Annotated in this window: 19 protein-coding genes; 12 read left to right on the plus strand and 7 right to left on the minus strand. The window is 72.6% G+C overall.

What is annotated here, in order from left to right; genetic code table 11:
- Positions 1-116 precede the first annotated feature (116 nt).
- From ACZ6CV_RS29615 to ACZ6CV_RS29645, 7 genes are all read left to right on the plus strand, one after another.
- Positions 117-611, plus strand: a complete 495-nt coding sequence (locus ACZ6CV_RS29615) for a hypothetical protein (protein ID WP_469253905.1) — start codon at positions 117-119, stop codon at positions 609-611.
- 85 nt (positions 612-696) lie between these two features.
- A complete protein-coding gene (locus tag ACZ6CV_RS29620; protein ID WP_469253907.1) occupies positions 697-1818 on the plus strand; it encodes a hypothetical protein in 1122 nt (373 codons plus the stop codon).
- Between the two features lie 233 nt (positions 1819-2051).
- The gene (locus ACZ6CV_RS29625) at positions 2052-2822 is read left to right on the plus strand and encodes a hypothetical protein (protein ID WP_469253909.1); all 771 of its coding nucleotides are present in this window, start codon (positions 2052-2054) and stop codon (positions 2820-2822) included.
- A gap of 260 nt (positions 2823-3082) precedes the next feature.
- Positions 3083-4222, plus strand: a complete 1140-nt coding sequence (locus ACZ6CV_RS29630; RefSeq protein WP_469253974.1) for an MFS transporter — start codon at positions 3083-3085, stop codon at positions 4220-4222.
- 647 nt (positions 4223-4869) lie between these two features.
- The gene (locus ACZ6CV_RS29635; protein ID WP_469253910.1) at positions 4870-5934 is read left to right on the plus strand and encodes a sugar ABC transporter permease; all 1065 of its coding nucleotides are present in this window, start codon (positions 4870-4872) and stop codon (positions 5932-5934) included.
- Between the two features lie 127 nt (positions 5935-6061).
- Complete coding sequence (locus tag ACZ6CV_RS29640) at positions 6062-7150, plus strand: RNA ligase (RefSeq protein WP_469253911.1); 1089 nt, start codon at positions 6062-6064, stop codon at positions 7148-7150.
- Positions 7150-8058 carry a phosphatase domain-containing protein gene (locus tag ACZ6CV_RS29645; protein WP_469253912.1) on the plus strand — a complete coding sequence of 303 codons (909 nt, stop codon included), beginning with the start codon at positions 7150-7152 and terminating at the stop codon, positions 8056-8058. Before ACZ6CV_RS29640 ends, ACZ6CV_RS29645 begins: the two co-directional genes overlap by 1 nt.
- 53 nt (positions 8059-8111) lie before the next feature.
- On the opposite strand, the gene ACZ6CV_RS29650 is transcribed toward ACZ6CV_RS29645, so the two are convergent.
- The 3 genes from ACZ6CV_RS29650 to ACZ6CV_RS29660 form a co-directional block, all read right to left on the minus strand.
- Entirely contained in the window at positions 8112-8534 is a 423-nt protein-coding gene (locus tag ACZ6CV_RS29650; protein WP_469253914.1) for a Dabb family protein, read from the minus strand.
- The gene (locus tag ACZ6CV_RS29655; RefSeq protein ID WP_469253916.1) at positions 8531-9163 is read right to left on the minus strand and encodes a TetR/AcrR family transcriptional regulator; all 633 of its coding nucleotides are present in this window, start codon (positions 9161-9163) and stop codon (positions 8531-8533) included. The genes ACZ6CV_RS29650 and ACZ6CV_RS29655 overlap by 4 nt, the downstream gene beginning before the upstream one ends.
- 142 nt (positions 9164-9305) lie before the next feature.
- Positions 9306-10484 carry an acyl-CoA dehydrogenase family protein gene (locus ACZ6CV_RS29660; protein ID WP_469253917.1) on the minus strand — a complete coding sequence of 393 codons (1179 nt, stop codon included), beginning with the start codon at positions 10482-10484 and terminating at the stop codon, positions 9306-9308.
- A gap of 125 nt (positions 10485-10609) precedes the next feature.
- On the opposite strand from ACZ6CV_RS29660, the gene ACZ6CV_RS29665 reads away from it, so the two are divergent.
- Together ACZ6CV_RS29665 and ACZ6CV_RS29670 are read left to right on the plus strand one after the other, a co-directional pair.
- Positions 10610-12508 carry a CoA transferase gene (locus tag ACZ6CV_RS29665; RefSeq protein WP_469253919.1) on the plus strand — a complete coding sequence of 633 codons (1899 nt, stop codon included), beginning with the start codon at positions 10610-10612 and terminating at the stop codon, positions 12506-12508.
- Positions 12505-14178: a class I adenylate-forming enzyme family protein gene (locus ACZ6CV_RS29670; RefSeq protein WP_469253921.1), complete on the plus strand. Its 1674-nt coding sequence runs from the start codon at positions 12505-12507 to the stop codon at positions 14176-14178. Before ACZ6CV_RS29665 ends, ACZ6CV_RS29670 begins: the two co-directional genes overlap by 4 nt.
- A 127-nt stretch (positions 14179-14305) precedes the next feature.
- On the opposite strand, the gene ACZ6CV_RS29675 is transcribed toward ACZ6CV_RS29670, so the two are convergent.
- The 4 genes from ACZ6CV_RS29675 to ACZ6CV_RS29690 all read right to left on the minus strand — a co-directional run bounded on the left by ACZ6CV_RS29675 (position 14306) and on the right by ACZ6CV_RS29690 (position 19226).
- Complete coding sequence (locus tag ACZ6CV_RS29675; RefSeq protein ID WP_469253922.1) at positions 14306-15121, minus strand: metal ABC transporter solute-binding protein, Zn/Mn family; 816 nt, start codon at positions 15119-15121, stop codon at positions 14306-14308.
- Entirely contained in the window at positions 15079-15948 is an 870-nt protein-coding gene (locus ACZ6CV_RS29680; RefSeq protein ID WP_469253924.1) for a metal ABC transporter permease, read from the minus strand. The genes ACZ6CV_RS29675 and ACZ6CV_RS29680 overlap by 43 nt, the downstream gene beginning before the upstream one ends.
- On the minus strand, positions 15945-16580 hold the full coding sequence (locus ACZ6CV_RS29685; protein WP_469253926.1) for an ATP-binding cassette domain-containing protein: 636 nt from the start codon (positions 16578-16580) through the stop codon (positions 15945-15947). Before ACZ6CV_RS29685 ends, ACZ6CV_RS29680 begins: the two co-directional genes overlap by 4 nt.
- 114 nt (positions 16581-16694) lie before the next feature.
- On the minus strand, positions 16695-19226 hold the full coding sequence (locus ACZ6CV_RS29690; protein WP_469253928.1) for a discoidin domain-containing protein: 2532 nt from the start codon (positions 19224-19226) through the stop codon (positions 16695-16697).
- A gap of 235 nt (positions 19227-19461) precedes the next feature.
- On the opposite strand from ACZ6CV_RS29690, the gene ACZ6CV_RS29695 reads away from it, so the two are divergent.
- The 3 genes from ACZ6CV_RS29695 to ACZ6CV_RS29705 all read left to right on the plus strand — a co-directional run.
- Entirely contained in the window at positions 19462-20238 is a 777-nt protein-coding gene (locus tag ACZ6CV_RS29695; RefSeq protein WP_380934269.1) for an ATP-binding cassette domain-containing protein, read from the plus strand.
- Positions 20210-22288, plus strand: coding sequence for a YhgE/Pip family protein (locus tag ACZ6CV_RS29700; protein ID WP_469253930.1), 2079 nt, complete (start codon positions 20210-20212; stop codon positions 22286-22288). The genes ACZ6CV_RS29695 and ACZ6CV_RS29700 overlap by 29 nt, the downstream gene beginning before the upstream one ends.
- Positions 22289-22323: 35 nt before the next feature.
- Positions 22324-22793 (plus strand): TetR/AcrR family transcriptional regulator (locus ACZ6CV_RS29705; RefSeq protein ID WP_469253932.1); only part of this gene is annotated, 470 nt, incomplete at its 3' end.

The raw sequence follows: 22793 nt of genomic DNA on the forward strand, positions 1-22793 counted from the left end.
CCGGAACATAGGCTTCTTACGAACTTGTGCCATTGACCGGCACTCAACCCCTGCCGGGATAATGGTGCATGAGCCCACGACACACAGGGGTGTCCGGTGGAATTCGGGAGTCCGCGGTGACCAACAGGAGGCAGTCGGCAGGCGGAAGGCAGTCGTCGACATCGGCACGGGGACGGAATTCCGCCACGGATCCCGTACCGCAGCGCCGCGCCCTGAACACCGGACTCGTGGCCGTCGGCTGCGGGGCGACCTCGCCCGCGACGGCCCTGCTCGTCCAACAGGCGGGCTGTCCGGCCTGGTTGCTCGTGACCCTGGTCATCGGCGCCCCGGTCAGCGCGTCCCTCGTGGCGGCCGTCACGTACACCCTGATGCGCCGCACGGACGCCGCCGTGCGCGTGTGCGAAGAGGCCGCCGGCGCCGCTCGCGACTCGGTCGTGGAGACCGCCCAATTGAGCACCCTGGAAACGCTACAGCAGATCACCTCGCACGGCGGCCAGTTCGTTCTCACCAGGTCGGCGGACGGGGCGATAAAGATCGAATGCACGGCAGCGGAACGGGAATCCCGCGCCATCGGCCAAAGGGATACCGGGCGCCGTCCCTCGGCAGCATGATGTAAGGAGGCGAAACGGGGGTGCCGTCATGGCTATTCGCTTCGGTTCGGGGCCCGTTCGAGTCCCGGTATGGGCTTATGCGGTCATGGGGTTCGTTCTTGTGGTGGGGCTCTTCCTTGGCATACGGGGAGTCGCGTCACCGGGAGGCGGGGCGCAGGGCGGCGGGGGCAGCGGGGACAGTGGAGGCTCGCTGAGTGGCGGCTCGGATACGGGTGCGAGTGCGGGTACTGCGGGGAGTACGAGTACGGGTGCCGCGGGCGGCAGCGGCGGCTCGGGCGGGGGCGCCACGACCGGCGGGACGACGGACGGGGCCTGGCAGACGGGCGGTGGGGACGGCAGCGGACACGGAGGCGGAAGCGCCGACGGGGGCGGCGGTCACGGTGGCGGGACGGCGCCCGGCTGGCTGCCCTGGGGGCCCAAGTCACCCAACACCGACGAGGAGTTCGAGCCGGACAGCCTGTACGACCTGCTCCAGCGCGGCGAGTGCGAGCAGGCGTACCGCAGCGCGACGTCACCCGGCGAGTGGAACAGCAACACCGGGTCCCCGCAGTCCTGGAAGGTGATCGAGGGACTCGCCGGGATCTGCAAGGCCGCACGCGGTGAGGCCGCGGGCCTGGGCATCGCCACCCGGGCCGAAGCGCGGCTGCGCGCCGCGGGCTACCGGCCCGCGAACACCGCGTACTTGTGCAAGGACGGCGACGCCTACGCGGTCCTCCAGCGTTTCGTCGCCTACTACCGGCAGCATCCCGGTGAGCGGGTGGCGTTGCGCCCCGCTCCGGCGGGTGTCGCGGCCTGCGACATCAAGCTCGCCGCCACGGACCCGAGCTTCGCGCCCGGCTCCACCGCCGGCTTCCACGGCACCTGGCCGGACGAGCCCGACATCGTGGAACTGCGCGCGGCGGAACTGTCGCAGCCGTTGGTGCTGCGGCCCTTCGGCGACGCGGACGACAAGGCGCGGTGCTGCAAGGACGCAACGGTCGCCGTGGACCTGCCGGGGCCGGACGGGTTCCGCGGGCGACGCCCGACGGTGTTCGACGTGACGCTGGTGACGAAGAGCGGGGCCAGGGTGGCCAAGCGGGCCGCGTTCACCTTCGACTGGAGCGGGGTCGCCGGGGCGCCCTCGCCGTCTACGGTGCTCGTGCCCTCCTTGGCGTCACGGTCGATGCGTGTGGCGGGTGGCAGCCTGCCGAAGGGGCTCGCTCGATGAGCGAGCCGACTCCGCCGGATCCGGATCGGGACCCGGATCCGGCCCCGGCTCCGGTCCCGGGGCCACGACCGAACCCGAGCCGGGATCCGGCTCCGGACCCGGGGCCCGCCCCTGCCCCCGCACCACCCCCGACCCCGGACCCAGAACCAACCCCCTCCCCCACCCCCAGCCCGACACCAGCGCCCTCCCCCTCCAGCGTCGGCTGGGTCGAGATCGTCGGGGCCGTCGGGTCTTTGGTCACCCTCCTCACCGCCGTCCTCTTCTACTTCGGCTGGGCGAGCACCGACGCCGAGACCAAGGCGCTGGGTCTACGGGACACCGTGTTCCACCTGTCCACCAGCGACTACCTGCTGCGCAGCGTCAGCGCGCTCTATCTCCCCGCCTGGCTGGCGGCGGGTGTCGCGCTCGGCACGCTCGGGCTGCTGCGCCGGGTGGCGGCCGAGCCGGAACGGCTCGCGCGCGCCGTGCGGGTCCTGCGGTTCGCCTGGGCGGTGCCGGTCGCGCTCGTACCGCTGTATCCGCTCTCGCCTTGGCTGTTCGACCTGTTGTTGCCGCTCACCGCGATCGGCGGCTTCGCGCTCAGCGCGTACGCCCGCACCCGGGAACGCCAGGACCTGCGGCTCTGGGCACTCACGGCCTTCATCTGCGTCCTCTCGCTCTTCTGGGCCGTGTCGGCGTACGCGGCGATCGCGGGCCGGGGCCGTGCGGAGCTGACCGAGCGGACCGTTCGCAGCGAGTTCCCCGCGGTCGTCGTCTTCAGCGAGAGGGACCTGATGATCCGGGGCGGCGGGAGCTGCTTCCGGCGCGTCACCGACAAGGGCAGCCAGTACGCGTACGAGTACGCCGGGCTGCGTCTCTTCCACGTCTCCGGAGACCGCGTCTTCCTCGTCCCCCGCGACTGGTCGCCCGGTGACGGCACCCTGTACGTCCTCAAGGAAGGAGCCGGGCAACGCGTCGATCTGCTCAGTGGGGCGGTGCGCCGGGCGCGGGAGTGCGGCGGGTGACCGGCCGTCGGTTCAGGGGGTTCTCCGGGCGTGCGGGCCGTGGTTCAGCTCACACCGGTCGGCCGGAACTCGTGACGCGTACGGGCCGACTCCTGTCGAGGACCTGAGGGCAGGCCCTGAGGACCTCACGACCTGACGAAGCGGGGAGCGAAGGAGTGCCTGTGACGGCCGAGCCGAGGAACGTGGAACCGACGGCCGCGGACAGCGGCGGGGGCGGCCCGCGCTCCGACGGCGCGTTGACCGCGCTGCTGACCGGCGCGATGGCCTTCTCGATGATGCAGCTGTTCCTGCTCGGCGCGCTCGGCCCACGTCTCGTACGGGACTTGGACGTGTCGCCGACGGTGCTCGGTCTGACGACGACGGTCGGTTTCGGGGCGGCGGCCGTGCTCTCGCCGCTCGGCGGCCGGGTGGTCGACCGGGTGGGGCCGCGCCGCTGTCTCGTGGCGCTGCTCGCGGTGGCGGCGGGGGCGCTCGCGCTGATCGGGTCGGCGCCCGGTGCCGGGTTCCTGCTGGCGGCGGTGGCGCTCGGCGGGTTGCCGCAGGCGCTCGCCAACCCGGCCACCAACAAGGCGATCCTGGCCGCCGTGCCCGCGGAACGCCGGGGCGCGGTCACGGGCATGAAGCAGTCGGGGGTACAACTCGGCGCGTTCGCCGCGGGGTTGCCGCTCACCGCGCTCGCCGGGCTCGCGGGCTGGCGCGCGGCCGTGTGGACGGCGGCGGCCGCGGCGGTGGGAGCCGCGGTGTGGGCGGCGCGTACGCTGCCGGTCGACCCTGCCCCGAAGTCCCCGCCTCCCGCCGTCTCCGTCTGGCGGCCACGCGGCACGATCGCGTGGCTCGCGGTCTTCTCGCTGCTCCTCGGGTGCGGCATCGCATCCGTCAACACCTACCTCTCGCTGTACGGGGCCGAGCGGCTCGGGTGGGGGCCCACGGCGGCCGGCGCCCTCGTGGCCGTTCTCGGTGTAGCGGGGATCGCGGGTCGGGTGGGCTGGTCGAAGGTCGCGGGCGACCCGGACCGGGCGCGCCGGCTGCCCGCCGCGCTCTCCGCGGGGGCGGTGGCGGCGGCGTTGCTGCTCGCCGCGTCGACGTACGCGCATCCGCTGGTGTGGCTCGCGGCGATCGCCGTGGGTGTCTTCGCGGTGTCGGCCAACGCGGTCTCCATGGTCCTGGTCATGCAGCGCGCCGCCCCCGGCCGGGCGGGCCAGGACTCGGCCCTGGTCTCGGCGGGCTTCTTCGCCGGTTTCGCCGTCGGCCCCCCGCTGTTCGGTCTGCTGGCGTCGGCGGGAAGGTACGGGGCCGGGTGGCTGGTGGTGGCGGGCGAATTCGCGGCGGCCGGCGCGGTGGCTCTGACGTGGGCGGTACGCGAACGGGGTGCGGTGGCTGGGGTGGTGGGGGGTCGGTGAGTGCCGGGGGGGCGGCGCGGGTGGTGGGTGGCCGGGGAGCGCGTGGGGCGAGGTGCGGTCGAGGGGGGGGTGGGAGGCCGATGGGCACGTGGGGCGGTGCGAGTGGCGAATGGTCGGTGAAACCGTGGGGCGACGTGCCGTCGCGGATGGACGGACGACCGACGGACACGTGGGACGGCGCGAGTGGCGAGTGGCCGGTGAAACCGTGGGGCGACGTGCCGTCGCGGATGGACGGGCGACCGATGGGCACGTGGGGCGGTGCGAGTGGCGAATGGTCGGTGAAACCGTGGGGCGACGTGCCGTCGCGGATGGACGGACGACCGATGGACACGTAGGACGGCGCGAGTGGCGAGTGGCCGGTGGACGCAATGGGCGACGTGCCGCGGCGGATAGACGGGCGACCGGTGAACACGTGGGGCGGTGTGAGTTTGAGTGGTCGGTGGACGCATGGGGCGACGTGCCCTCACGGACTGGTGGGCGACCGATGGACACGAGGGGCGGCGCGGATGGCGGGCAGCCGGTGAACGTGTGGCGGCACCCCCGTCACACGTGGCGGGCAGCCGATGCGCACGTAGGGCGACCCGCCGTCACGGGTGGCGGGCAGCTGATGACCACGCGGGCCGACCCGCCGACACGAACGGCAACCGATGAACACGCATGACGATACGCCGACATGGACCGCACCCGGCGACCAGCCGTCGATGACTCGCGCCGAGGCCCAAGCCGCCCTGTCCGCCCTCCTCGACCGGGCCGCCGTCACCCACGCCCAAGTCGGCGACCGCTTCCCGCTCTTCGCGGACCCGGACACCGGCCGGTGGACCACGTCCCGGCGCGGTTCGTGGACGGGCGGGTTCTGGGCCGGGCTGCTGTGGTTGCGCGCCCGCGTCACCGGCGACCCGGCGGACCGCGAGGCCGCCGCCCGCTGCACCGGCCGGCTCGCGGCGATGATCGACGCGGACACCGCCACCCGCGGCCTCATCTTCTGGTACGGCACCGCGCTCGCGGACGACCCCGCGGCGAAGGCGCTGCGCGACCGCGCGGCCCACGCCGTGCTGGCCTCGTACGAGCCCGAACTCGGCCTGGTCCCCTGGGGGTCGGCCTTCGGAGGTGAGCGGCTCCTCGCCCGGGTGGACGGTGTGCCGGGCATCGTGCCCCTGCTGGCCACCGTGGAACCCGCAGCGGCAGCCGCCCACCTGCGCCGCCACCTCCAACTCTGCCTCGCCGGGCCTCCGTTCACTTGGTGCCTGCGGTACGACACGGACGCCGGTTGGACGCCCCGTGACGCGCCGCCACCCGGCTGGGCCCGAGGCCCGGCCTGGCTCCTCCTGGCCGTCGCCGACGCCGCGCACCACCTCGCGGACCCCGACGACGCCTGGCGCGGCCCGTACGAACCAGCAGATCTCCTAGGCATGTTGGCGCCGACCCTCCTCCGCGTCCCGCCCGCCGACGAAACGTCCCCGGACGGCCCCCGCGACACCTCCGCCGCCGCGCTCACGGCGTTCGCGCTGCTGAAGCTCGGTCGGCGGGAGCAGGCCACCGCCCTCCTGGCGGAACTCGTCCGCGACCACGTCACGGGGGACGGGAGGCTCCTTGACGGCTGCTACGACCTCGCAAGCGGCACCGCCGTCCGGCACGAACTCGTCTGGGGCGACTTCTTCCTGGCCTGCGCCCTCGCAGTGCTGACCGGAGTGATCGACACCGGGGAGGTCTAGGTCCGGCCCGCGCGGGTGACCCCGCCGCCGTCCGCCTCACCTGCGCGGAGAAAACCGAAGGCGCAGCTCGCGGGCGTTCGGGCATGATCGGGGCTTCCGACCACTCGGCTCGTCAGGAGAGACGACGATGCTTGCCCCCATAGCTGACCTGCTCGACCCCGCCCTGCTCGCGCGCTGCCTCGACGAAGGCTTCGTCCGCGAGCAGAGCCACCCCACGCTGCCGCTGCGCATTCTCAACTACACGGAGAAGGCGCAGTTCGAGCGGGAGTGGAACCAGGTCACCCGGCAGTGTCGCGGGCTCGTCGTCGACGGACAAGGGCACGTCGTCGCCCGGCCGTTCGCCAAGTTCTTCAACTACTCGGAACACCCCGAGGGCACCTTCGGCCTGGACGACCCCGTGGTCGTCACCGACAAGCTCGACGGTTCGCTCGGCATCCTCTACCCGGTCCCCGGCGGCGGCCACGCGATAGCCACCCGGGGCTCGTTCGCCTCCGACCAGGCCCTGCACGCGACGGAGATATGGCAGGAGCGCTACGCCGCCACCGCCACGATCGCGCCCGGCGTCACCTACCTCTTCGAGATCATCTTCCCGAAGAACCGGATCGTCTGCGACTACGGCGCCCTCGACGACCTCGTGCTGCTCGGCGGCGTCGACCTCGCGACCGGCGCGCCCATACCCGCGGCCGACCTGCCGTGGGAGGGGCCCCGCGTGGACACCTTCGACTTCGCGACGCTCGCCGAGGCCCTGGCCGCCGCACCGCGTCCGGGCGCCGAAGGCTTCGTACTGCGGTTCCCCGGCCGTGACGACACCATGATCAAGATCAAGCAGGACGACTACGTGGCGCTGCACCGGATCATCACCGGTCTCAACGCCCGGGTGGTCTGGGAGCGCCTCGGCACGGGCGACACCGTCGCGCGGATCTGTGACGGGCTGCCCGACGAGTTCCACGGCTGGGTCAAGGAGGTCGCGGCCGACCTGACCGCACGGCGCGACGCGATCCTCGCCGAGGCGCACGCCGAGCACCGGCGCGTCCTCGCGGCCCTGCCCGAGGGCTGGACGCGCAAGGAGTACGCCGCTCTCGCCGGCCGTTCGCCGCTGCGCGCCTGGCTGTTCCAGCTCCTGGACGGCCGCGACCCGTCGGACCGGATCTGGCACACCCTGCGGCCCGAGGGCGACACGCGCCCCTTCCACTCCACCACCGAGGACGACTCCTGATGCCTTCCTTGCACTTCACCCGTGGCCTGCCCGCCAGCGGCAAGACCACCTGGGCGCGCGCCTGGACCGCCGAGGACCGCGCCAACCGGGCCCGCGTCAACCGTGACGACCTGCGCGCCATGCTCGATTCCGGCGAGCACGTCAAGGGTGTGACGGAGAAGCGCGTCATGGCGGTCCGCGACGCGGCCATCCTCGACCTGCTGCGCCGCGGGTACGACGTGGTCTGCGACGACACCAACCTGCCGCAGCGCGTCGCCCGCGACCTGGCCCGGCTCGCGGACCAGGCCGGCGCGAAGCTGCACGTGCGGGACTTCACGCACGTCCCGCTCGCCACCTGCCTGGAGCGGGACGCGGCCCGCGAGTCCTCCGTGGGCGAGGACGCCATCCGCAACCTCCACCTGCGCTACCTGGCGGGAAAGACCTCCCCGCTGCCGCTGCCCGAGGAGAACCGGACCGCCACGCCGACGGGACGGCCGTACGAGCCGAAGCCCGGCAGCCCCAAGGCGGTTCTGGTGGACATCGACGGCACGGTCGCCCAGATGACGGGCCGCAGCCCGTTCGACGAGACCCGGGTGCACGAGGACCTGCCGAACCCGCCGGTCGTCCAGGTCGTACGGGCGCTGCACGCGGCGGGCAACCACATCGTGTTCCTCTCCGGCCGCACCGAGGGATGCCGCGAGGCGACCGAGGCGTGGCTGACGGAGCACGTCGGCGTCCCGTACTCCGGGCCGTTCATGCGGCCGGCCGGGGACTCCCGCAAGGACTCGATCGTCAAGGTGGAGCTCTTCGACGCCCATGTGCGGGACGCGTACGACGTCGTCTGCGTGCTCGACGACCGCAGCCAGGTCGTCCAGGCGTGGCGGGCCATCGGCCTGACCGTACTTCAGGTCGCCGAAGGCAACTTCTGACATGACCGGCCCGGAGCGCGGCGCGCTACCGGGCCGGTGTCGACTCCGCCGTGTCAGTCGGACTTGACCACGGGCGTCGGCGCGCTGCTGCCGGTGTACGAGGGGAGGTCGGCGACCAGCTTGGTGAGGGCTGGGTCGCCCGCGTAGCGTCGCGCGTGCAGGTCGGCGATCTTGTCGGCTATGTCGGGGTCGTCGCTGTCGGTGGTGTCGTAGGAGACGAAGGACTCCAGCAGCGGCAGGCCGATCCGGTCGGTGTGGGCGTGCGAGGGTGCCATCAGGTACTCCCAGTACCCGTCGAGGTCCTCGATGAGGAAGACGGCGCCGTACTCGAACTCGCCGCCGATGTCCCTGCCGACGACGTACCGTTCGACCGCGTCGATCGACTCGCCCTGGTTGCGCAGGCTCGCGAGGGCCTCCTCGCGCTGCTGGGCGGTGACGGTGGTCTTGAAGGTGAAGCGGTTGTGGTGGTAGATCATTTCTCTCCTCCGGTGGTCTGCGGGCGGTCTTCGGGGTTCGTGATCGGGGAAAGCCAGTAGCCGAGCAGCGCGGTCACCGCCTGGTCGGCCAGGCGCCGGGCGCGGTCGAAGCCGACGTCTTCGATCGACCCGATGCTCGCGAGACCGTGCAGCGTTCCCCAGAGCAGGTCGCCGGCGTCCTCGGCGTCGGGCAGGTCGGCCGCGGTCGCGTCCGCCCAGGCGCCGATCAGCTGCCGGGTGAAGGCGATCACGGGGTCGGCGGCCGTGCGGCGGGCGGAGGCATCGACGTCCGTGCCGGGCGCGCCCGACACGAGCTGGTACAGAGCGGGCCGCGTCCGGGCGAACTCCAGGTAGGCGGCCGCCGCCAAGTGCGGTCCCCGTGACGCCGGTTCACCGGCCACCGCGGCCCGCATCCGCTCTGCCAACTCGCCGTTGCCCCGCTCAAGGAGCGTGTGCAGTACGGCGTCCTTGCTCGGAAAGTGCTGGTAGATCACCGGCGCGCTGTAGCCGATCTCGGCGGCGATCCGCCGGATGGTCACCGCCGGCCAGCCCTCGGCCTCGGCCATCCGGCCTGCGGTCTCCAGGATCTCGGCGAACGTCCGCTGACGTACCTCTTCCCGCTTCCCCACCAGGAACTCCTAACGGCGTTAGTAAATCTAACGTCGTTAGCATCTTGCGTGTTCCCGGATCTGTCAAGCCGTCATGGTCGGGAGGGGCAGAAGTTCTCGGAGCGGATCTCGGATGCCGGCATCCGGCCACCGCCCCTTCCCCTTACGGCAGTTCGGCGCGCAGCACCCGACGTGCGACCGAGGTGATGTGGAGTTCGTCCGGGCCGTCGAGGATCCGGGCGGTGCGGGCCGTGCGGTAGAGCGCGGGCAGGGCGGTGTCCGGGCCGAGGCCCGCCGCCCCGTACACCTGGATCGCCGCGTCGGTGACCTGTTGCAGGGTGCGGGCGGCGGCGACCTTCGCGAGGCCGACCTCCACGTGGGCATCGTGCCCCGCGGCGACCTCGGCCACGGCCTCGTAGACGAGCGGCCGGGTGGTGCGCAGGGCGAGCAGCGCCTCGAAGACGTGGCGCTGGACGAGCTGGAGGTCGCCCAGCGGGCCGCCGGAACGGCTGCGGGTGACGGCGCGTGCGCGCATCAACTCGAAGGCGCGGTGAGCCTGTCCGAGCCAGCGCAGGCAGCGCAGGGTACGGCCGAGTTGCAGGCGTTCGCTCGCGACCGCGAGGGCCGCGCCGGGTTCGCCGACCACGTGGTCCGCGTCGACGCGTACGCCGTCCAGTGCGATCTCCCACTGCCCGGCCGCGCCCAGGACGGGCAGCGGGCGCACCACCCGGAAGCCGGGCGCGGCGGTGGACACCAGCAGCAGGGAGAGACCGGTACGGTCCGGAGCCCGCCCTTCGGTGCGGGCCAGCACCGTGACGAGGTCGGCGTCGCCCGCGCCGCTGGTGAACCACTTGCGCCCGCTCACCCGCCATCCCCCGCCCTGCTGCGGCTCGGCGCGGGTCTCGGTGAGGAACGGGTCCGTGCCGGGGGTATCGGGCTCGGTCATCGCGTAGCAGGTGCGGATTTCACCGGCGGTGAGGCGGGCCGGGTAGCGCTCCCGCACCCGCGGGCTGCCGTGCCGGGCCAGCATCAGGACGTCGAGGAGCGGCGCCGAGCCGAGGGCCGCGGGACCGTGCTCGCTGGCCCCCTCCACCTCGGCGACCTGCGCGTACGAGGCGAGGGGCAGCCCCTGTCCGCCGAACTCCACGGGGAGCGGCAGCGCCCAGAGCCCCGCCTCCCGCGCCTCCTTCTGGAGGCGGGACATGAGCGTCGCGGCTTCCGGTCCGCCGGCGTCCAGGGCGGGCTCGCAGGGCATGACGCGCTCGCGCACGAAGGCGGCGACCCGGTCTCGTATCCCGGCGGTGTCCTGCGGACACGGAGGCCCGCCGCGTACGTCCCACATCTGCCGCTCCCTCGCATTTCTGGCGCCGCCCGGGAACTCCCGCGAACGGCTGTCCGACTGACTCTTCTGTGGAACAGGTCGGGGGCGCGGGCCCCCGAGTTCCCGCGCGCAACGAATGGAGAGACATGGCGACACCGATCACGCAGGCCATACCGGCGCCCGCGCGGACCGCGGCACCGCTGGACGGTCTGCGCACGGAGAACTCGGGGCCGCCCGGCCCCGCCGACGGCCTGGTCGCGGAGCATCTGCGGCTGCTCGGCGCCGATGTCGGCGGGCAGCCGGGCGGCCTGGTCACCCTGGGCGGCGGGGAGTTGGGCGAGGTCCGCGCACGCTCGGCGTGGAGCACGCGAGCCGATGTCGTCGACGAGGCGACCGTCCAAGCGGTCACCGGCATCATGGCGGTGCACGGGCGCCGTGACGGCGGACCGCGTGGCCTCGCCGTGGATTACGCGGCGACCGCCACCGGGATCCTCACCGTGCAGGGCCTGTTGGCCGCGCTCCTCGCCCGGGCCCGCGGAGGACAGGCCGCCGAGGTCGAGGTGACGGCGGAGCGGGCGGGGCTGCTCGCCGTCTCCCAGTATCTGGCTGCCGCGGGGGCCGAGGAGGGCGAGGCCGCCGAACTCGCCGCCGGGGGGCCGCCGTTCACGTCGTCCGACGGAGTCGTCTTCGAGCTGGAGACGCTCGATCCCGGGGTGTGGGCGGTCTTCTGGCGCACGCTGGGGGCGCCCGAGGAGGCCGTGCGACGCGGATGGCGGCCCTTTCAGTTCCGGTACGCGACGGCGTGTGCACCCTTCCCTGACGCACTGCACGAGGCGGCACGGGGGCATGCGTGGGAACGGGTGCGGCAGGCGGCGGGCGCGGTCGGTGCCGACGTGTGCCGGCTGTGGTCACTCCAGGAGCGGGCGGACGAGTTCGACGGCCGGGCGCCGTGGGAAGTGAGCGCGCGAGCGGGGTCGTCGTACGGTGCCGCCTCCCCCGGAGCTTCCGAGTCATCTGGCGTACCTCGCTCCCCCGGGGCTCCCGAGGCACCTGGCGTACCTCGCTCCCCCGTCGTTGCCGCGAGTGCGCCGCTCGCCGGGCTCACCGTCCTGGAGGCGGGCCGCCGCATCCAAGCCCCGCTCGCCGCTCACCTGTTGGGGCTGCTCGGCGCCGACGTGGTCCGCGTGGAGCCGCCGGGCGGTGATCCGCTGCGCGGCATGCCGCCCGCCTGCTCGGGCGTCTCGGCACGCTGGCTGGCCCTGAACCGGGGCAAGCGCGCCGTCGAGGTGGACATCAAGTCGGCGGCGGACCGCAACCGGCTGCGCGCCCTGGCGGCCGAAGCCGATGTGTTCCTGCACAATTGGGCGCCGGGAAAGGCCACTCAACTCGGCCTGGATGACACTGATTTGGCCGCCGTCAATCCCGGCCTGGTGTACGCCTACACGAGCGGCTGGGCCGACCGGCTGCCCGGCGCCCCGCTGGGCACCGACTTCATGGTGCAGGCCCGGGCCGGCCTGGGCGCCGCCGCGCGTCCTGCCGACGAACTGCCCGCGCCGTCCCTCATGACCCTGCTCGACGTGCTCGGCGGCCTGCTCGGCGCCGAGGCCATCCTCGCGGGCCTGCTGCTGCGCGAGCGCACCGGAGTGGGCGTTCGCGTGGACTCCTCCCTGCTCGGCGCCGCCGACGTGCTCACCGCGCCGGCGCGGACGAGGGCGGCGCAGGGGCTCGAACCGCGACGACCGGCCGGTTTCCGGCGGCCGCTGCCCACAGCCGACGGCATCATCGCCCTCGCCGACCACTGCACGCTCCCGTACAACGTGCAGGAACCGTCCTCCGAACCGTCCCCCGGACCGGCCCCAGAGCCGCCGCCCACCGGCCCGGCCCTGGAACAGCTCTCCACCGAACGGGCCCTGCACCTGCTGCGCGACCGCGGCCTGTCCGCCGTACCCGTCGTCACGGACATCGCCGATCTGCTCTCCTCCGACGCCATCAGCCGCGACAGCCACGGCGCCCCCGCCGTGCCCGCCCCCTGGAGCTTCCTGTGACCGTGGACCTGCACGACCTCCTCCCCACCGAGCTGCGCCGCGCCTGGGCCGTCGACGGCACCTGCCCCGACCTCGACGTCTACAGCCTCTACCGGGCACGCCAGATCGCCGATCCGCACGCCACCGCCGTGATCGACCGCAAGGGGAAGCTCTGTTACACCGCCCTGGACCGCAAGGTCCGATGTCTGGCCGCCGGGCTCACGGAGCTCGGCGTGCGCGCGGGGGACGTGGTGGGCGTCCAACTGCCCAACGGGCGTACCGCCGTCATCGCGGACCTGGCGCTGGCCGCCGTCGGCGCCGTGGCCCTGCCCTTCCCGGTCGGCCGGGGCGGCCGGGAGGCCGCCTCGCTGCTGCGCAGATCGGAAGCGGTCGCGGTGATCGCGGTGGCCGAGCACCGGGGCAGCCGGCACGCCGCCGACCTGCTGGCGCTCGCGGGTGAACTGCCCGCGCTACGCACGGTGATCGCGGCGGGCGACGCCCCCGAGGGGAGCGTGCCGCTCGCCCGGCTGCTGCGCACCGACCCGAAGGCGTTCGTACCGGCCCGGCCCGACCCCGACTCCGCGGCACGCATCCTCGTCTCCTCCGGCTCGGAGTCCGAGCCGAAGATGGTGGCGTACTCGCACAACGCGCTCGCCGGAGGCCGCGGCAACTTCCTCGGCTCCCTCATGCCGGACGGACGGCCGCCGAGGTGTCTGTTCCTGGTGCCGCTGGCCTCCGCGTTCGGCAGCAACGGCACCGCCGTCACGCTCGCCCGGCACGGCGGAACCCTGGTCCTGCTCGACCACTTCACCCCCGAGGCCGCACTGGAGGCGCTCGCCGAGCACCGGCCGACCCACCTTCTGGGCGTACCCACGATGATCCGGATGCTCCTCGACCGGCTCGCGCGGGGCGACCACCCCGACCTGGCCCCGCCCACCGCCCTGGTCGTCGGCGGCTCACCGCTGGACGCGTCGACGGCGGCGGAGGCGCGCGAGGCCTTCGGCTGCCCGGTCGTGAATCTCTACGGCTCCGCGGACGGCGTCAACTGCCATACGGGGCTCGAGAACCACGAGGCGACCGACGGCGCGGGCCCTGGAATCCTCGCGGGGCACCCCGACCGGCGGGTGGCCGACATACGCATAGCGGTGCCCGGCACGCCCCAGCTCGTCGAGGCGGCACCGGGCACGGTCGGCGAGATCGTCGCCCGCGGCCCCATGACGCCGCTGTGCTACGTCGCCGCGCCCGAACTCGACGCCCGGTACCGCACGTCGGACGGCTGGGTGCGCACCGGAGACCTCGGGGTGATCGCGCAGGACGGCGCGCTGCGGATCGTCGGACGGCTCAAGGACGTCGTGATCCGGGGCGGCGCCAACATCAGCCCCGCCGAGGTGGAGGTCGAGCTCTCCGCGCACCCGGCGGTCCGTGACGTGGTGTGTGTCGGGGTGCCCGACCCCCTCATGGGCGAACGCCTCGCCGCCTGCGTGGTGGCGCGGGACGACGCCGCTCCCACGCTGGAGGAACTGGGAGCACACCTCGACGCACGCGGCCTGGAACGGCGCAAGCACCCCGAACGGCTGCTCCTCCTCGCGGAGTTGCCGCTCACCCCGGCGGGCAAACCGGACCGCGCCGCGTTGCGGGAGCGGGTCGCGGGGCCGGCGGAAGAGCGGCAGCCTGTCGCGACGGCGGGTTGATCCGCTGGGTGACAGGGGACGCAAGCGAGGGCCCGCCTGGAGTATCCGGGCGGGCCCACTTGTTTCTTGACGAAGCTTCAGACGGAGGTGGCACCCCCGCTACCCGTTCAGTTCAGCTCAACTCAGCTCAGGCGGACGCCTTCATGGCCTTCTCCACCACCCCCGCCGCATCGCGGTAGACCGCCAGCAAGTCCAGGTCTTGAGCCGGGTAGTTGACGATTCCCACCTGGCGCGCGCCCGAGTCGGGCAGCACCTTGCCGGTCGACATGTGCACGTTGTCCAGGACCAGGGCGGGCTTCTTCTTGGACAGGTCGGCCAGCTGCTTCGCCGTCACCGCTTCGGGACCGTACGTGCCGACGATCCGCGCTCCCGCCATCTTCGCCGACCACGCCGAGTAGACCTGGGCGACCACGGTCGGCGCCTTGCCGTCGGGCCACGCCTTTTCGAGGTCCTCGCGGAGGGCGGCGTACTCGGCGTCGAAGGACTTGTTCCATTTCGCCGCGGCCGTCTCGGTGCCGAACAGCTTGCCCAGCCGGGTCACTTCGGCCTTCACCTTGGCCGGATCGTTGTCGAGCTTCTCCTCGACGAGTTCCGCGTCGGAGCCCGCCGCCTCCTTGATCTGCTCCGCGTACGGCTCGAAGGGGGCGTAGAGCACGAAGTCGGCCTTGGCGACCGCGGCCAGGTCGGAGGGTTTCGGGTCGTAGTCCGGGGCGTGCTGGGCCGAGGACGGGACGATGACCTCGACGTCCTTCGCGCCCGCCGCCTTGGCGAACGCGCCCTCCCAGGTGGTGGTGGCGACGACGACCGGTCCCCCGGCTCCGCCCGAGGACTTCGCGCCGTCCGAAGCGTCGCTGTCACCACCGCAGGCGGTGGCCGTCAGGGTCAGGCCGGCCGCGAGGGTCAGTGCGAGGAGGGGAGTGATGCGGCCGCGGGTGCGCGCCATGAGGTGATGCTCCGTTCGGGTATGAGGTGGACGGCGAGGACCAGCACGCCGGCCGTGAGGACGAGGACGGGGCCGGGCGGCAGGTCGAAGCGGAGCGCGACGAGGAACCCGGTGAGGTTCACGACGACGCCGATGCCGACCGCCCAGGCGGTGATGGAGGTCAGGGAGGTGCCGAGCCGACGGGCCGCCAGGGCGGGCAGCAGCGTCAGGGCGTCGACGAGCAGCGCGCCGGTGAGCTTGATGGCTCCGGCGACCGCCACCGCGACCAGGACGAGCAGGACGAAGGTGAGCCCGTCGACCCGCACTCCGCTGGAGACGGCCAGTTCCCGGTCGTGGAGCAGCAGCGCGATGTCGCGCCGCCGCCACCAGAACAGGCCGGGTACGGCCACGGCCAGCGCGGCGAGCACCCACAGGTCGGCCGCGGCCACCGAGAGGATGGACCCCCACAGCAGCGCGAACGCGCCGGCCGCGTTCACCCCCGAGACCGAGAGCACGAGCAGCGCGGCGGCGATGGCCAGGCTCATCACCAGGCCCATCGCGCCGGAGAGGCCGTCCGGCGTGCGGGCAAGCGGCGCGACGCCCGCGCCGGCGAGCGCGCAGGCCACCAGGGCGCACAACATCGGATCGAGACCGGTCAGCAGGCCGATCGCGATCCCGAGGAGCGCGACGTGCATCATCGCGAACCGCACCGGCATGATGTCGAGCCCGACGATGACGACACCGACCACCGGCAGGCCGACAGCGGCCAACAGCAAAGCGAATCCGGCCCGTTGGACGGGTACGAGCTGCAGCAGCTCGCCGACGTCGGCGGCGGCCAGGGGGGTCACCGGACCTCCCGCAGCCGTCCCGCGGCCATCTCCAGGAGGCGGTCGCAGCGGTCGGCGAGCGCCCGGTCGTGGGTGACGACCACGACGGTCACCGGAAGCCCGAGCAGCACGTCGGCGGCTTCCTCCTGGCCGGCGAAGTCGAGCGCGGCGGTGGGCTCGTCGGCGAGCAGTACCCCGGCGCCCGCCGCCACGCACCCGACGGCCCGCGCCAGATACATGCGCTGGAGCTGTCCGCCGGAGAGGGTGTGCAGCGGCCGGTCGACAAGGGGGCCCACGCCCAGCTTCCGCGCCGCCTCACCCGCTTCCGAGGGTGCGCCGCTGCTGCGCAGCAACTCGCCCGCGAGCAGCGGGAACCGGCCCACGGCGGGCTTCTGCGGGATCCACGCACAGGCCCGCCGGCGCCAGGCCCACTCCGCCGCGTTCCCGGTGCTGCGCCCGCCGACGAGGATGCGCCCGGCGAACTGCCGGTGCAGGCCGATGACCGCGCGCAGCAGCGTGGTCTTGCCCGACCCGTTGGTGCCGGTCATCGCCACCCGCTGGCCCGGCGCGACGTCGAGGTCGACGTCGTGCACCGCCTCGACCCGGCCGTGCCGACAGACGACGTCGCGCATCCGGACGTCCAGTCCCTCCATGCCACCTCCCTGTTCCCCTCAGCAGTCGGGGAGGAGAGGGCGTTGGTTCCCGGAGATTTCCGGATCGGCGGGCGGCGCGGTGCGCCCCGGAGGCCGTACGAGCCTCCGGGCACGTCAGTTCACCTTCAGCTCGGCGATTCCCGGGTGCTTCTTCGCGTCCGCGTCACCGCGCACCGTCACCCGTACGAAGCGGGCCGACCGGTCGTCGCCGGCCTGCGAGCGGTGCCAGTGCCGGCCGTCCAGGGAGAGTTCGACGGTGTGCGCGGTCGGCTTGGTGTCGGTCCAGGTCGGGGTGACCTTCGTGATGTGGACCGGCTTGCCGAGGTCCGTCGTCAGCTGGCCGGTGGGGCCGTCGGGGACCCATGCCGTGGCCGTGTTGCCGTCCACGGCCGCGCCCGCGTACATGCCCGGCTGCTGGGAGGAGGCCGCGGCACTGGTGCAGCGGGCCTTGTTCGTGGTGGGGGTGAGGTCGGGGCGGCGGGTCTTGAGGACGGCGGGCGCCTCCTTGCTGACGATCTGCTCGCCCTGCGGCGTGTCGATCGTCATCGGCTCCCCGTGGGTGAGCCGCACGGTCGTGCGGTGCGCGCCGAGCTCGATGTCGTACGTACGCCCCTGCCAGGTCAGCCCGCGCAGAGTGACGCCGCGCCCGAGCTGCGGCGGCAGCATCGGGTCGAGGCGAACGCGGTCCTCGCGCATCCGCAGGCCGGTCAGGCCATTGGTGAAGACCTGCAGGAAGCCACCCTTGCCAGTCAGGAAGTCGTGCGCGGGCGAGCCCGCCAGCGGGTCCTCGGCGCCGGCCTTGTCACCGCGCGCCTCCGAGAACTGCGCGAAGGGCCCGCGCACGAACGGCTTGATGGACCGTTCCAGATAGGTGTACGTGGAGCAGCCCGCCTCACCGATCCCGGCGGCGTCGATCGCGTGCACCGAGTCCGTCATGGCCGGGCCGTCCGGGTCGGTGTGCCCGGCGTAGAAGTCCAGCGTGCGGGCCGCCTGTGTCTGCGACATCGGCCATTCCAGCGGGTACATCAGCAGCACGGTGTCGGCCTGCTTGATGGTGCTGCCCTTGTAGCCGTCGTACTGCTGGAAGACCTTGTTCTTGCTGTCGTAGGGGATGCGCAGCTTGTCGGCGATGGTCTTCCAGGAGGCCGGTGCCTTCTCGCCGAGGATCGCGGCGACGCGGGCGGCGTGCCGCAGCGCGGTGGCGGCGCCGGCGTTGGTGAACACCCCGTCGTTGACGCCGTTGCTGTACTCGTCAGGACCGGCGACGTTCTTGACGGAGTAGCTGCCGTCGGCGTTACGGGTGGCCCGGGAGGCCCAGAACTCGGCGATGCCCTTGAGGACCGGCCAGCCGCGGGACTTCAGCCAGGCGGTGTCCTTGGTGGCGAGGTAGTACTGCCAGGTGGCGAGGGAGATGTCGCCCATGAGGTGGTTCTGGGTCTTGCAGTGCGGCGGGTCCCAGCTGTGGCACTCGTTCCACAGATCGCCCTTGCTGCCGCTGGTCCAGGGGTAGAACAGCCCCTTGTAGCCCAGCTTCTGGGCGTTGGCGCGGGCCCCGTCCCGGGTCTTGTAGCGGTAGTCGACGATCGACTTGGCAAGCTCCGGGTGGCTTGCGAGCAGGCCCGGGTACATCCAGGTCTCGGCGTCCCAGAAGACCTCACCGGCGTAGTTGTCGCTGGTCAGGCCGGTGGGGCCGATGCTGTTGCCGCTGCCGGCGCGGGTGGAGGACAGCAGTCCGTACTGCGCCGAGCGCACCCAGGACTGGAGGTCGCGCCGCCCCTTCACCTCGATGTCGCTGCGCCACAGCCGCTGCCAGGCGGCGGTGTGCCGGGCGAAGAGGGCGTCCCAGCCGCGTCCTGCGGCCCGGCGCGAGGCGGCGTCGGCGGCGTCGCGCGGGGAGCGGGAGGTGAGCGCGGTGTCCACGCCGACGTACTTGGTCAGCTCGTACGAGCGGCCGCTGCGGACCGGGAAGGACACCCGCTGCCGGTTGCTCAGCTGTTCCTTCTGCGGCTCCCGCCGGGGCTGCTGCGCCTGGACGCCGGGGCCGGTGCGCAGGGTGGAGGCCACCGCGCCCTCGGTCTTCGTCCCGTCCGTGCGGAACCCGACGTCCATGGTGCGGCCGGTGTCCTTGCCGCCGGACTCCTTGCCTCCGGTGTCCTTGCCGCCGGTGGCGACATCGAGGGTGGTCCAGGTGGGGATGGCGGCGATGGCCTGCCGGCCCTTCACGTTCTTGGGTCCCTTGGCGTACAGGCCGGAGACGAAGGAGCCGTCGTATTCGGGCGTCTTCAGCGGCCAGCCGGTCTCGCCGCCGGGTGCGGCGTAGCCGGTGCCGTTGGGCGGCACCCGCTGCCCGAGGTAGCCGCTGCCGACGAAGGCGTGGTGGCTGTCCTGGGGGTCGATCTTGTGGGCGGTGGCGGTCCAGCCGTCGCGGTCGTCGCCCTTCAGGCAGGGGCCCTGCGCGCCGCCGGCCCGTTGGGGCGCGGGCACCGGTGCGGAGGCCGAGGCCGAGACGGGCGCGAGGACCGCGACCAGGGCCGTGGCGAGCAGTGGGGCGACCAGCTTGCGGGAGCGGCGCGCGCCGGGCCCGGTCCGTTGCCCCGCGGGCTGCCGCGGGGGCGGGTCCACGGGGTGCTGTGCCGAATGTTCCATGGTTCTCCGTCGTCTGTGCGCGGCCCGTGCCGCACCCTCGCGACACGGGCATCACCTTGAACATCATCAGGCCCCCGCCTGCACGGCACCCTAGGACGATTCCCCCGTCCGGGTCACGGGTCGATCCGTACGAACTTGCCCGGAGGGCTCACCTCCCCACCCCGATTGGCCAAGAAGGCCCCGCATACGGCACACTTTTAGACTGACCAGTCAGATCAAAAGGGGAGGGGTGTCGGTGAACACCACCCGCCAGGGGGCGGCGGTCAACGCCAGGGGAATCGGAGTGGAGGGCCCGCGGGGGTGGGCCTTCAGAGGCGTCGACATCGCCGCGGAACCGGGCACCCTGATCGCGGTCCAGGGTCCGTCCGGCTCCGGCCGCACCTGTCTGCTGCTGGCCCTCACCGGCCGGATGCGGATCACCGAGGGCGACGCGGAGGTCGCCGGATTCCCGCTGCCCAAGCGGATGGGCTCGGTGCGCGCCCGTACCGCCATCGCCCACGTACCGGGCGTCGCCGACCTCGAACCGGCCCTCACGGTCGGCGAACACCTCAAGGAACAGGCCCTGCTGGGCCACCGCCTCCAGGGCTCGCTCCCCTGGGGCAAGCGCCACAAGGAGGCCACCCGGGCCCGGATCGACGCCGCCCTCGCGGCCGTCCGGCTCGACCCCGCCACCCTGGCCAGGGGACTGCGGACGGCCGTACGCGACCTGGAGCGGATCGAGGCGCTGCGGCTCTCCGTCGCGCTCGGGGTCATGCACGGCCCGCAGCTGCTGGCCGTCGACGACGTGGACCTCAAGCTGACCGGGACCGAGCGCACCGAGGCCTGGCAGCTGCTGCGCGGCCTCGCGCGCGAGGGCACCACCGTCGTGGCGGCCGGCAGTGACGCACCGGCGGACGTGCTGACCGTCCGGACCAGGCAGCCGGACACCGAAGCCGCCGCCCCCACCCCGCTCCAGGACGACACCACCGAGGAGGAGGCAGCGCATGCGTTCGCCGAGACTGGCCGCGCTTGAGCTCAAGCGTTTCGGCAGGGGAAAGCTTCCCCGCCTGGGCCTGGTCGCCCTGATGCTGATACCGCTGCTCTACGGAGCCCTGTACCTGTGCTCCTTCTGGGACCCCTACAGCCGTCTGGACAAGATCCCGGTGGCTCTCGTCAACGAGGACCAGGGCGCCACCTCCGACGGCAAGAAGATCGCCGCGGGCGACGACCTGTCCGAGAACCTCAAGGACAGCAAGAAGTTCCACTGGGAGGACGTCAGCTCCGCGGACGCCGCCAAGGGACTTGAGAACGGCACGTACTACCTCTCGCTGACCGTCCCGAAGGACTTCAGCAAGCGGATCGTCTCCAGCTCCGGGGACACCCCGCAGACGGGCGCGCTCAAGGTCCGTACGAACGACGCCAACAACTACGTCGTCGGCTCGATCTCCAAGACGGTCTTCTCCGAGGTCCGGGCCAAGACCTCCGCCACCTCGGCGCGGGCCATGCTCGACAAGATCTTCATCTCGTTCTCCGATCTGCACGACAAGACCGCCGAGGCGGCGGACGGGGCCGGGAAGGTCGATGACGGGCTCGGCACCGCCAAGGACAAGACCGGTGAACTGGCCGACGGTCTGGGCAAGTTGAACAAGGGCGCCGACAAGGTCAGCAAGGGCGCGGCGCAGGCCGCCGCGAAGGCCCGGCAGCTGAGCCAGGGCGCGGGCCAGGTCGCGGACGGTACGCAGATGCTCGCCGACAAGGTGCACGGCATCGCCAAGAAGGACCTCCCCTACCTCAGGGAGCACGGCAAGGAGATCGGCGAGAAGGCACAGATCGTCGCCGACCTCAGCCAGCGGCTCGACGAGGACCTCGGCAAGCTGCCGGGGGACTCCGCCAAGGCCGCCGCCCGGGCACGCGAGAACGCCGACAACGCCGCGGACCTGTACCGGGAACGCTGCGGCGGCCTGGTCTCCACCGACCCCGACTGCACCAAGCTGAAGGCACTCGCGGACGGCAGTGCCCTCGCCGCCGATGCGGCGGAGAAGGTCAACGACACCGTCGCCCACACGGACTTCGGACAGCTGCGCACCAAGGTGCGTGAGCTGCACGACGGCGCCGTGCGGGTCGCCAACGAGGCACCGGGCATCGCGAACCGGGCGGACAAGGCGATCGGCCAGATCAACCAGCTCAACGCCGGGGCCCACAAGGTCTCCCAGGGCGCCGGACTGTTCGCCGACGGCATCGGCTCGCTCGCCGACGGCGCCGACAAGCTCCACAGCGGTCTGGGCGTCGCCAAGGACGGTGCCGACAAGCTCACCGGCGGTCTCTTCAAGCTCAAGGACGGCACCAACCAGCTGGCCGACGGCCTGCACGACGGTGTCACCAAGATCCCCGACTACAACAAGAAGGACCGCGACGCCCGCACCGAGGTGATGGCCGACCCGGTCGAGCTGGCCGCCAAGTCGATGCACAAGGCGCCCAACTACGGCACCGGCCTGGCGCCGTACTTCATCCCGCTCTCCCTCTGGGTCGGCGCGATGGTCGCCTTCATGCTGCTCCAGCCGCTGGGCAAGCGCGCACTGGCCGCGGGCGCCCCGGGCTGGCGGATCGCCCTCGGTTCATGGCTGCCGGCCTACGCCATCGGCGTCGTGCAGGTGCTGGCGCTGATGGCCGTCCTCCACTGGGGCCTCGGCCTGGAGATGGCCCGCTCGGCGGGCACCGTCGGCTTCCTGCTGCTGGCCACGGCCTGCTTCACCGCCATCATCCAGCTGCTGGGCGCGTTCTTCGGACCGGCCGGCCGGGTGCTGACCCTGGTCGTCCTGATGCTCCAGCTGACCTCGGCGGGCGGCACCTACCCGGTGCAGACCAGCCCCGGGTTCTTCGCCGCCATCCACCCCTACCTGCCGATGAGTTACATCGTGGAGGGGCTGCGCCGGCTCATCACGGGAGGGGATCTCGCGCCCGTATGGCAGGGCAGTGTGGTGCTGCTGGCGTTCACCGCGGGGGCGCTCGCGCTGACGTCCCTGACGGCGCGCGGCCGCCAGGTGGTGCGGATGAAGGACCTTCACCCCGAGCTGAGCCTGTGAGCGCGCACCCACCGGGGACCGGCACAATCGCCCCCATGGACAGCTCCAACACACGCCGCGACGCCACCCGGCGCAAGCTCTTCGAGGCCGCGGTCACGCTCATCGCCGAACAGGGCTTCTCCTCCACCACGGTGGACGAGATCGCCGAGCGGGCAGGCGTCGCGAAGGGCACCGTCTACTACAACTTCGCGAGCAAGAACGTTCTCTTCGAAGAGCTGCTGCGGCACGGCATCGAGATGCTGGCGACCTCCTTGCAGGCGGCCGCAGAGGAGGTCACCGGACGGGGCGGCAGCAGGATCGACGCACTGGACGCGATGATCCGGGCCGGGCTGGACTTCATCTCCCGTTACCCGGCGCTCACCCAGCTCTACGTCGCCGAGCTGTGGCGCACCAACCGGGCCTGGCAGTCGACGCTGATGGTGGTGCGCGAGCGGGCCATCACGGTGGTGGAGGACGTGCTGCGCGAGGCGGTGGCGGAGGGGGAGCTGAGCGAGGAGATCGACAT

The sequence above is a fragment of the Streptomyces sp. NPDC041713 genome (assembly GCF_055591085.1).

What these genes read in the sequence shown, in the direction of transcription:
- ACZ6CV_RS29645 (WP_469253912.1), top strand. Translation starts at nt 7,150, where the DNA reads ATGCCTTCCTTGCACTTCACCCGTGGCCTGCCCGCCAGCGGCAAGACC.
- ACZ6CV_RS29620 (WP_469253907.1), top strand. Translation starts at nt 697, where the DNA reads ATGGGGTTCGTTCTTGTGGTGGGGCTCTTCCTTGGCATACGGGGAGTC.
- ACZ6CV_RS29700 (WP_469253930.1), top strand. Translation starts at nt 20,210, where the DNA reads ATGCGTTCGCCGAGACTGGCCGCGCTTGAGCTCAAGCGTTTCGGCAGG.
- ACZ6CV_RS29665 (WP_469253919.1), top strand. Translation starts at nt 10,610, where the DNA reads ATGGCGACACCGATCACGCAGGCCATACCGGCGCCCGCGCGGACCGCG.
- ACZ6CV_RS29690 (WP_469253928.1), bottom strand. Translation starts at nt 19,226, where the DNA reads ATGGAACATTCGGCACAGCACCCCGTGGACCCGCCCCCGCGGCAGCCC.
- ACZ6CV_RS29630 (WP_469253974.1), top strand. Translation starts at nt 3,083, where the DNA reads ATGGCCTTCTCGATGATGCAGCTGTTCCTGCTCGGCGCGCTCGGCCCA.
- ACZ6CV_RS29675 (WP_469253922.1), bottom strand. Translation starts at nt 15,121, where the DNA reads ATGGCGCGCACCCGCGGCCGCATCACTCCCCTCCTCGCACTGACCCTC.
- ACZ6CV_RS29650 (WP_469253914.1), bottom strand. Translation starts at nt 8,534, where the DNA reads ATGATCTACCACCACAACCGCTTCACCTTCAAGACCACCGTCACCGCC.
- ACZ6CV_RS29685 (WP_469253926.1), bottom strand. Translation starts at nt 16,580, where the DNA reads ATGGAGGGACTGGACGTCCGGATGCGCGACGTCGTCTGTCGGCACGGC.
- ACZ6CV_RS29660 (WP_469253917.1), bottom strand. Translation starts at nt 10,484, where the DNA reads ATGTGGGACGTACGCGGCGGGCCTCCGTGTCCGCAGGACACCGCCGGG.
- ACZ6CV_RS29640 (WP_469253911.1), top strand. Translation starts at nt 6,062, where the DNA reads ATGCTTGCCCCCATAGCTGACCTGCTCGACCCCGCCCTGCTCGCGCGC.
- ACZ6CV_RS29635 (WP_469253910.1), top strand. Translation starts at nt 4,870, where the DNA reads ATGAACACGCATGACGATACGCCGACATGGACCGCACCCGGCGACCAG.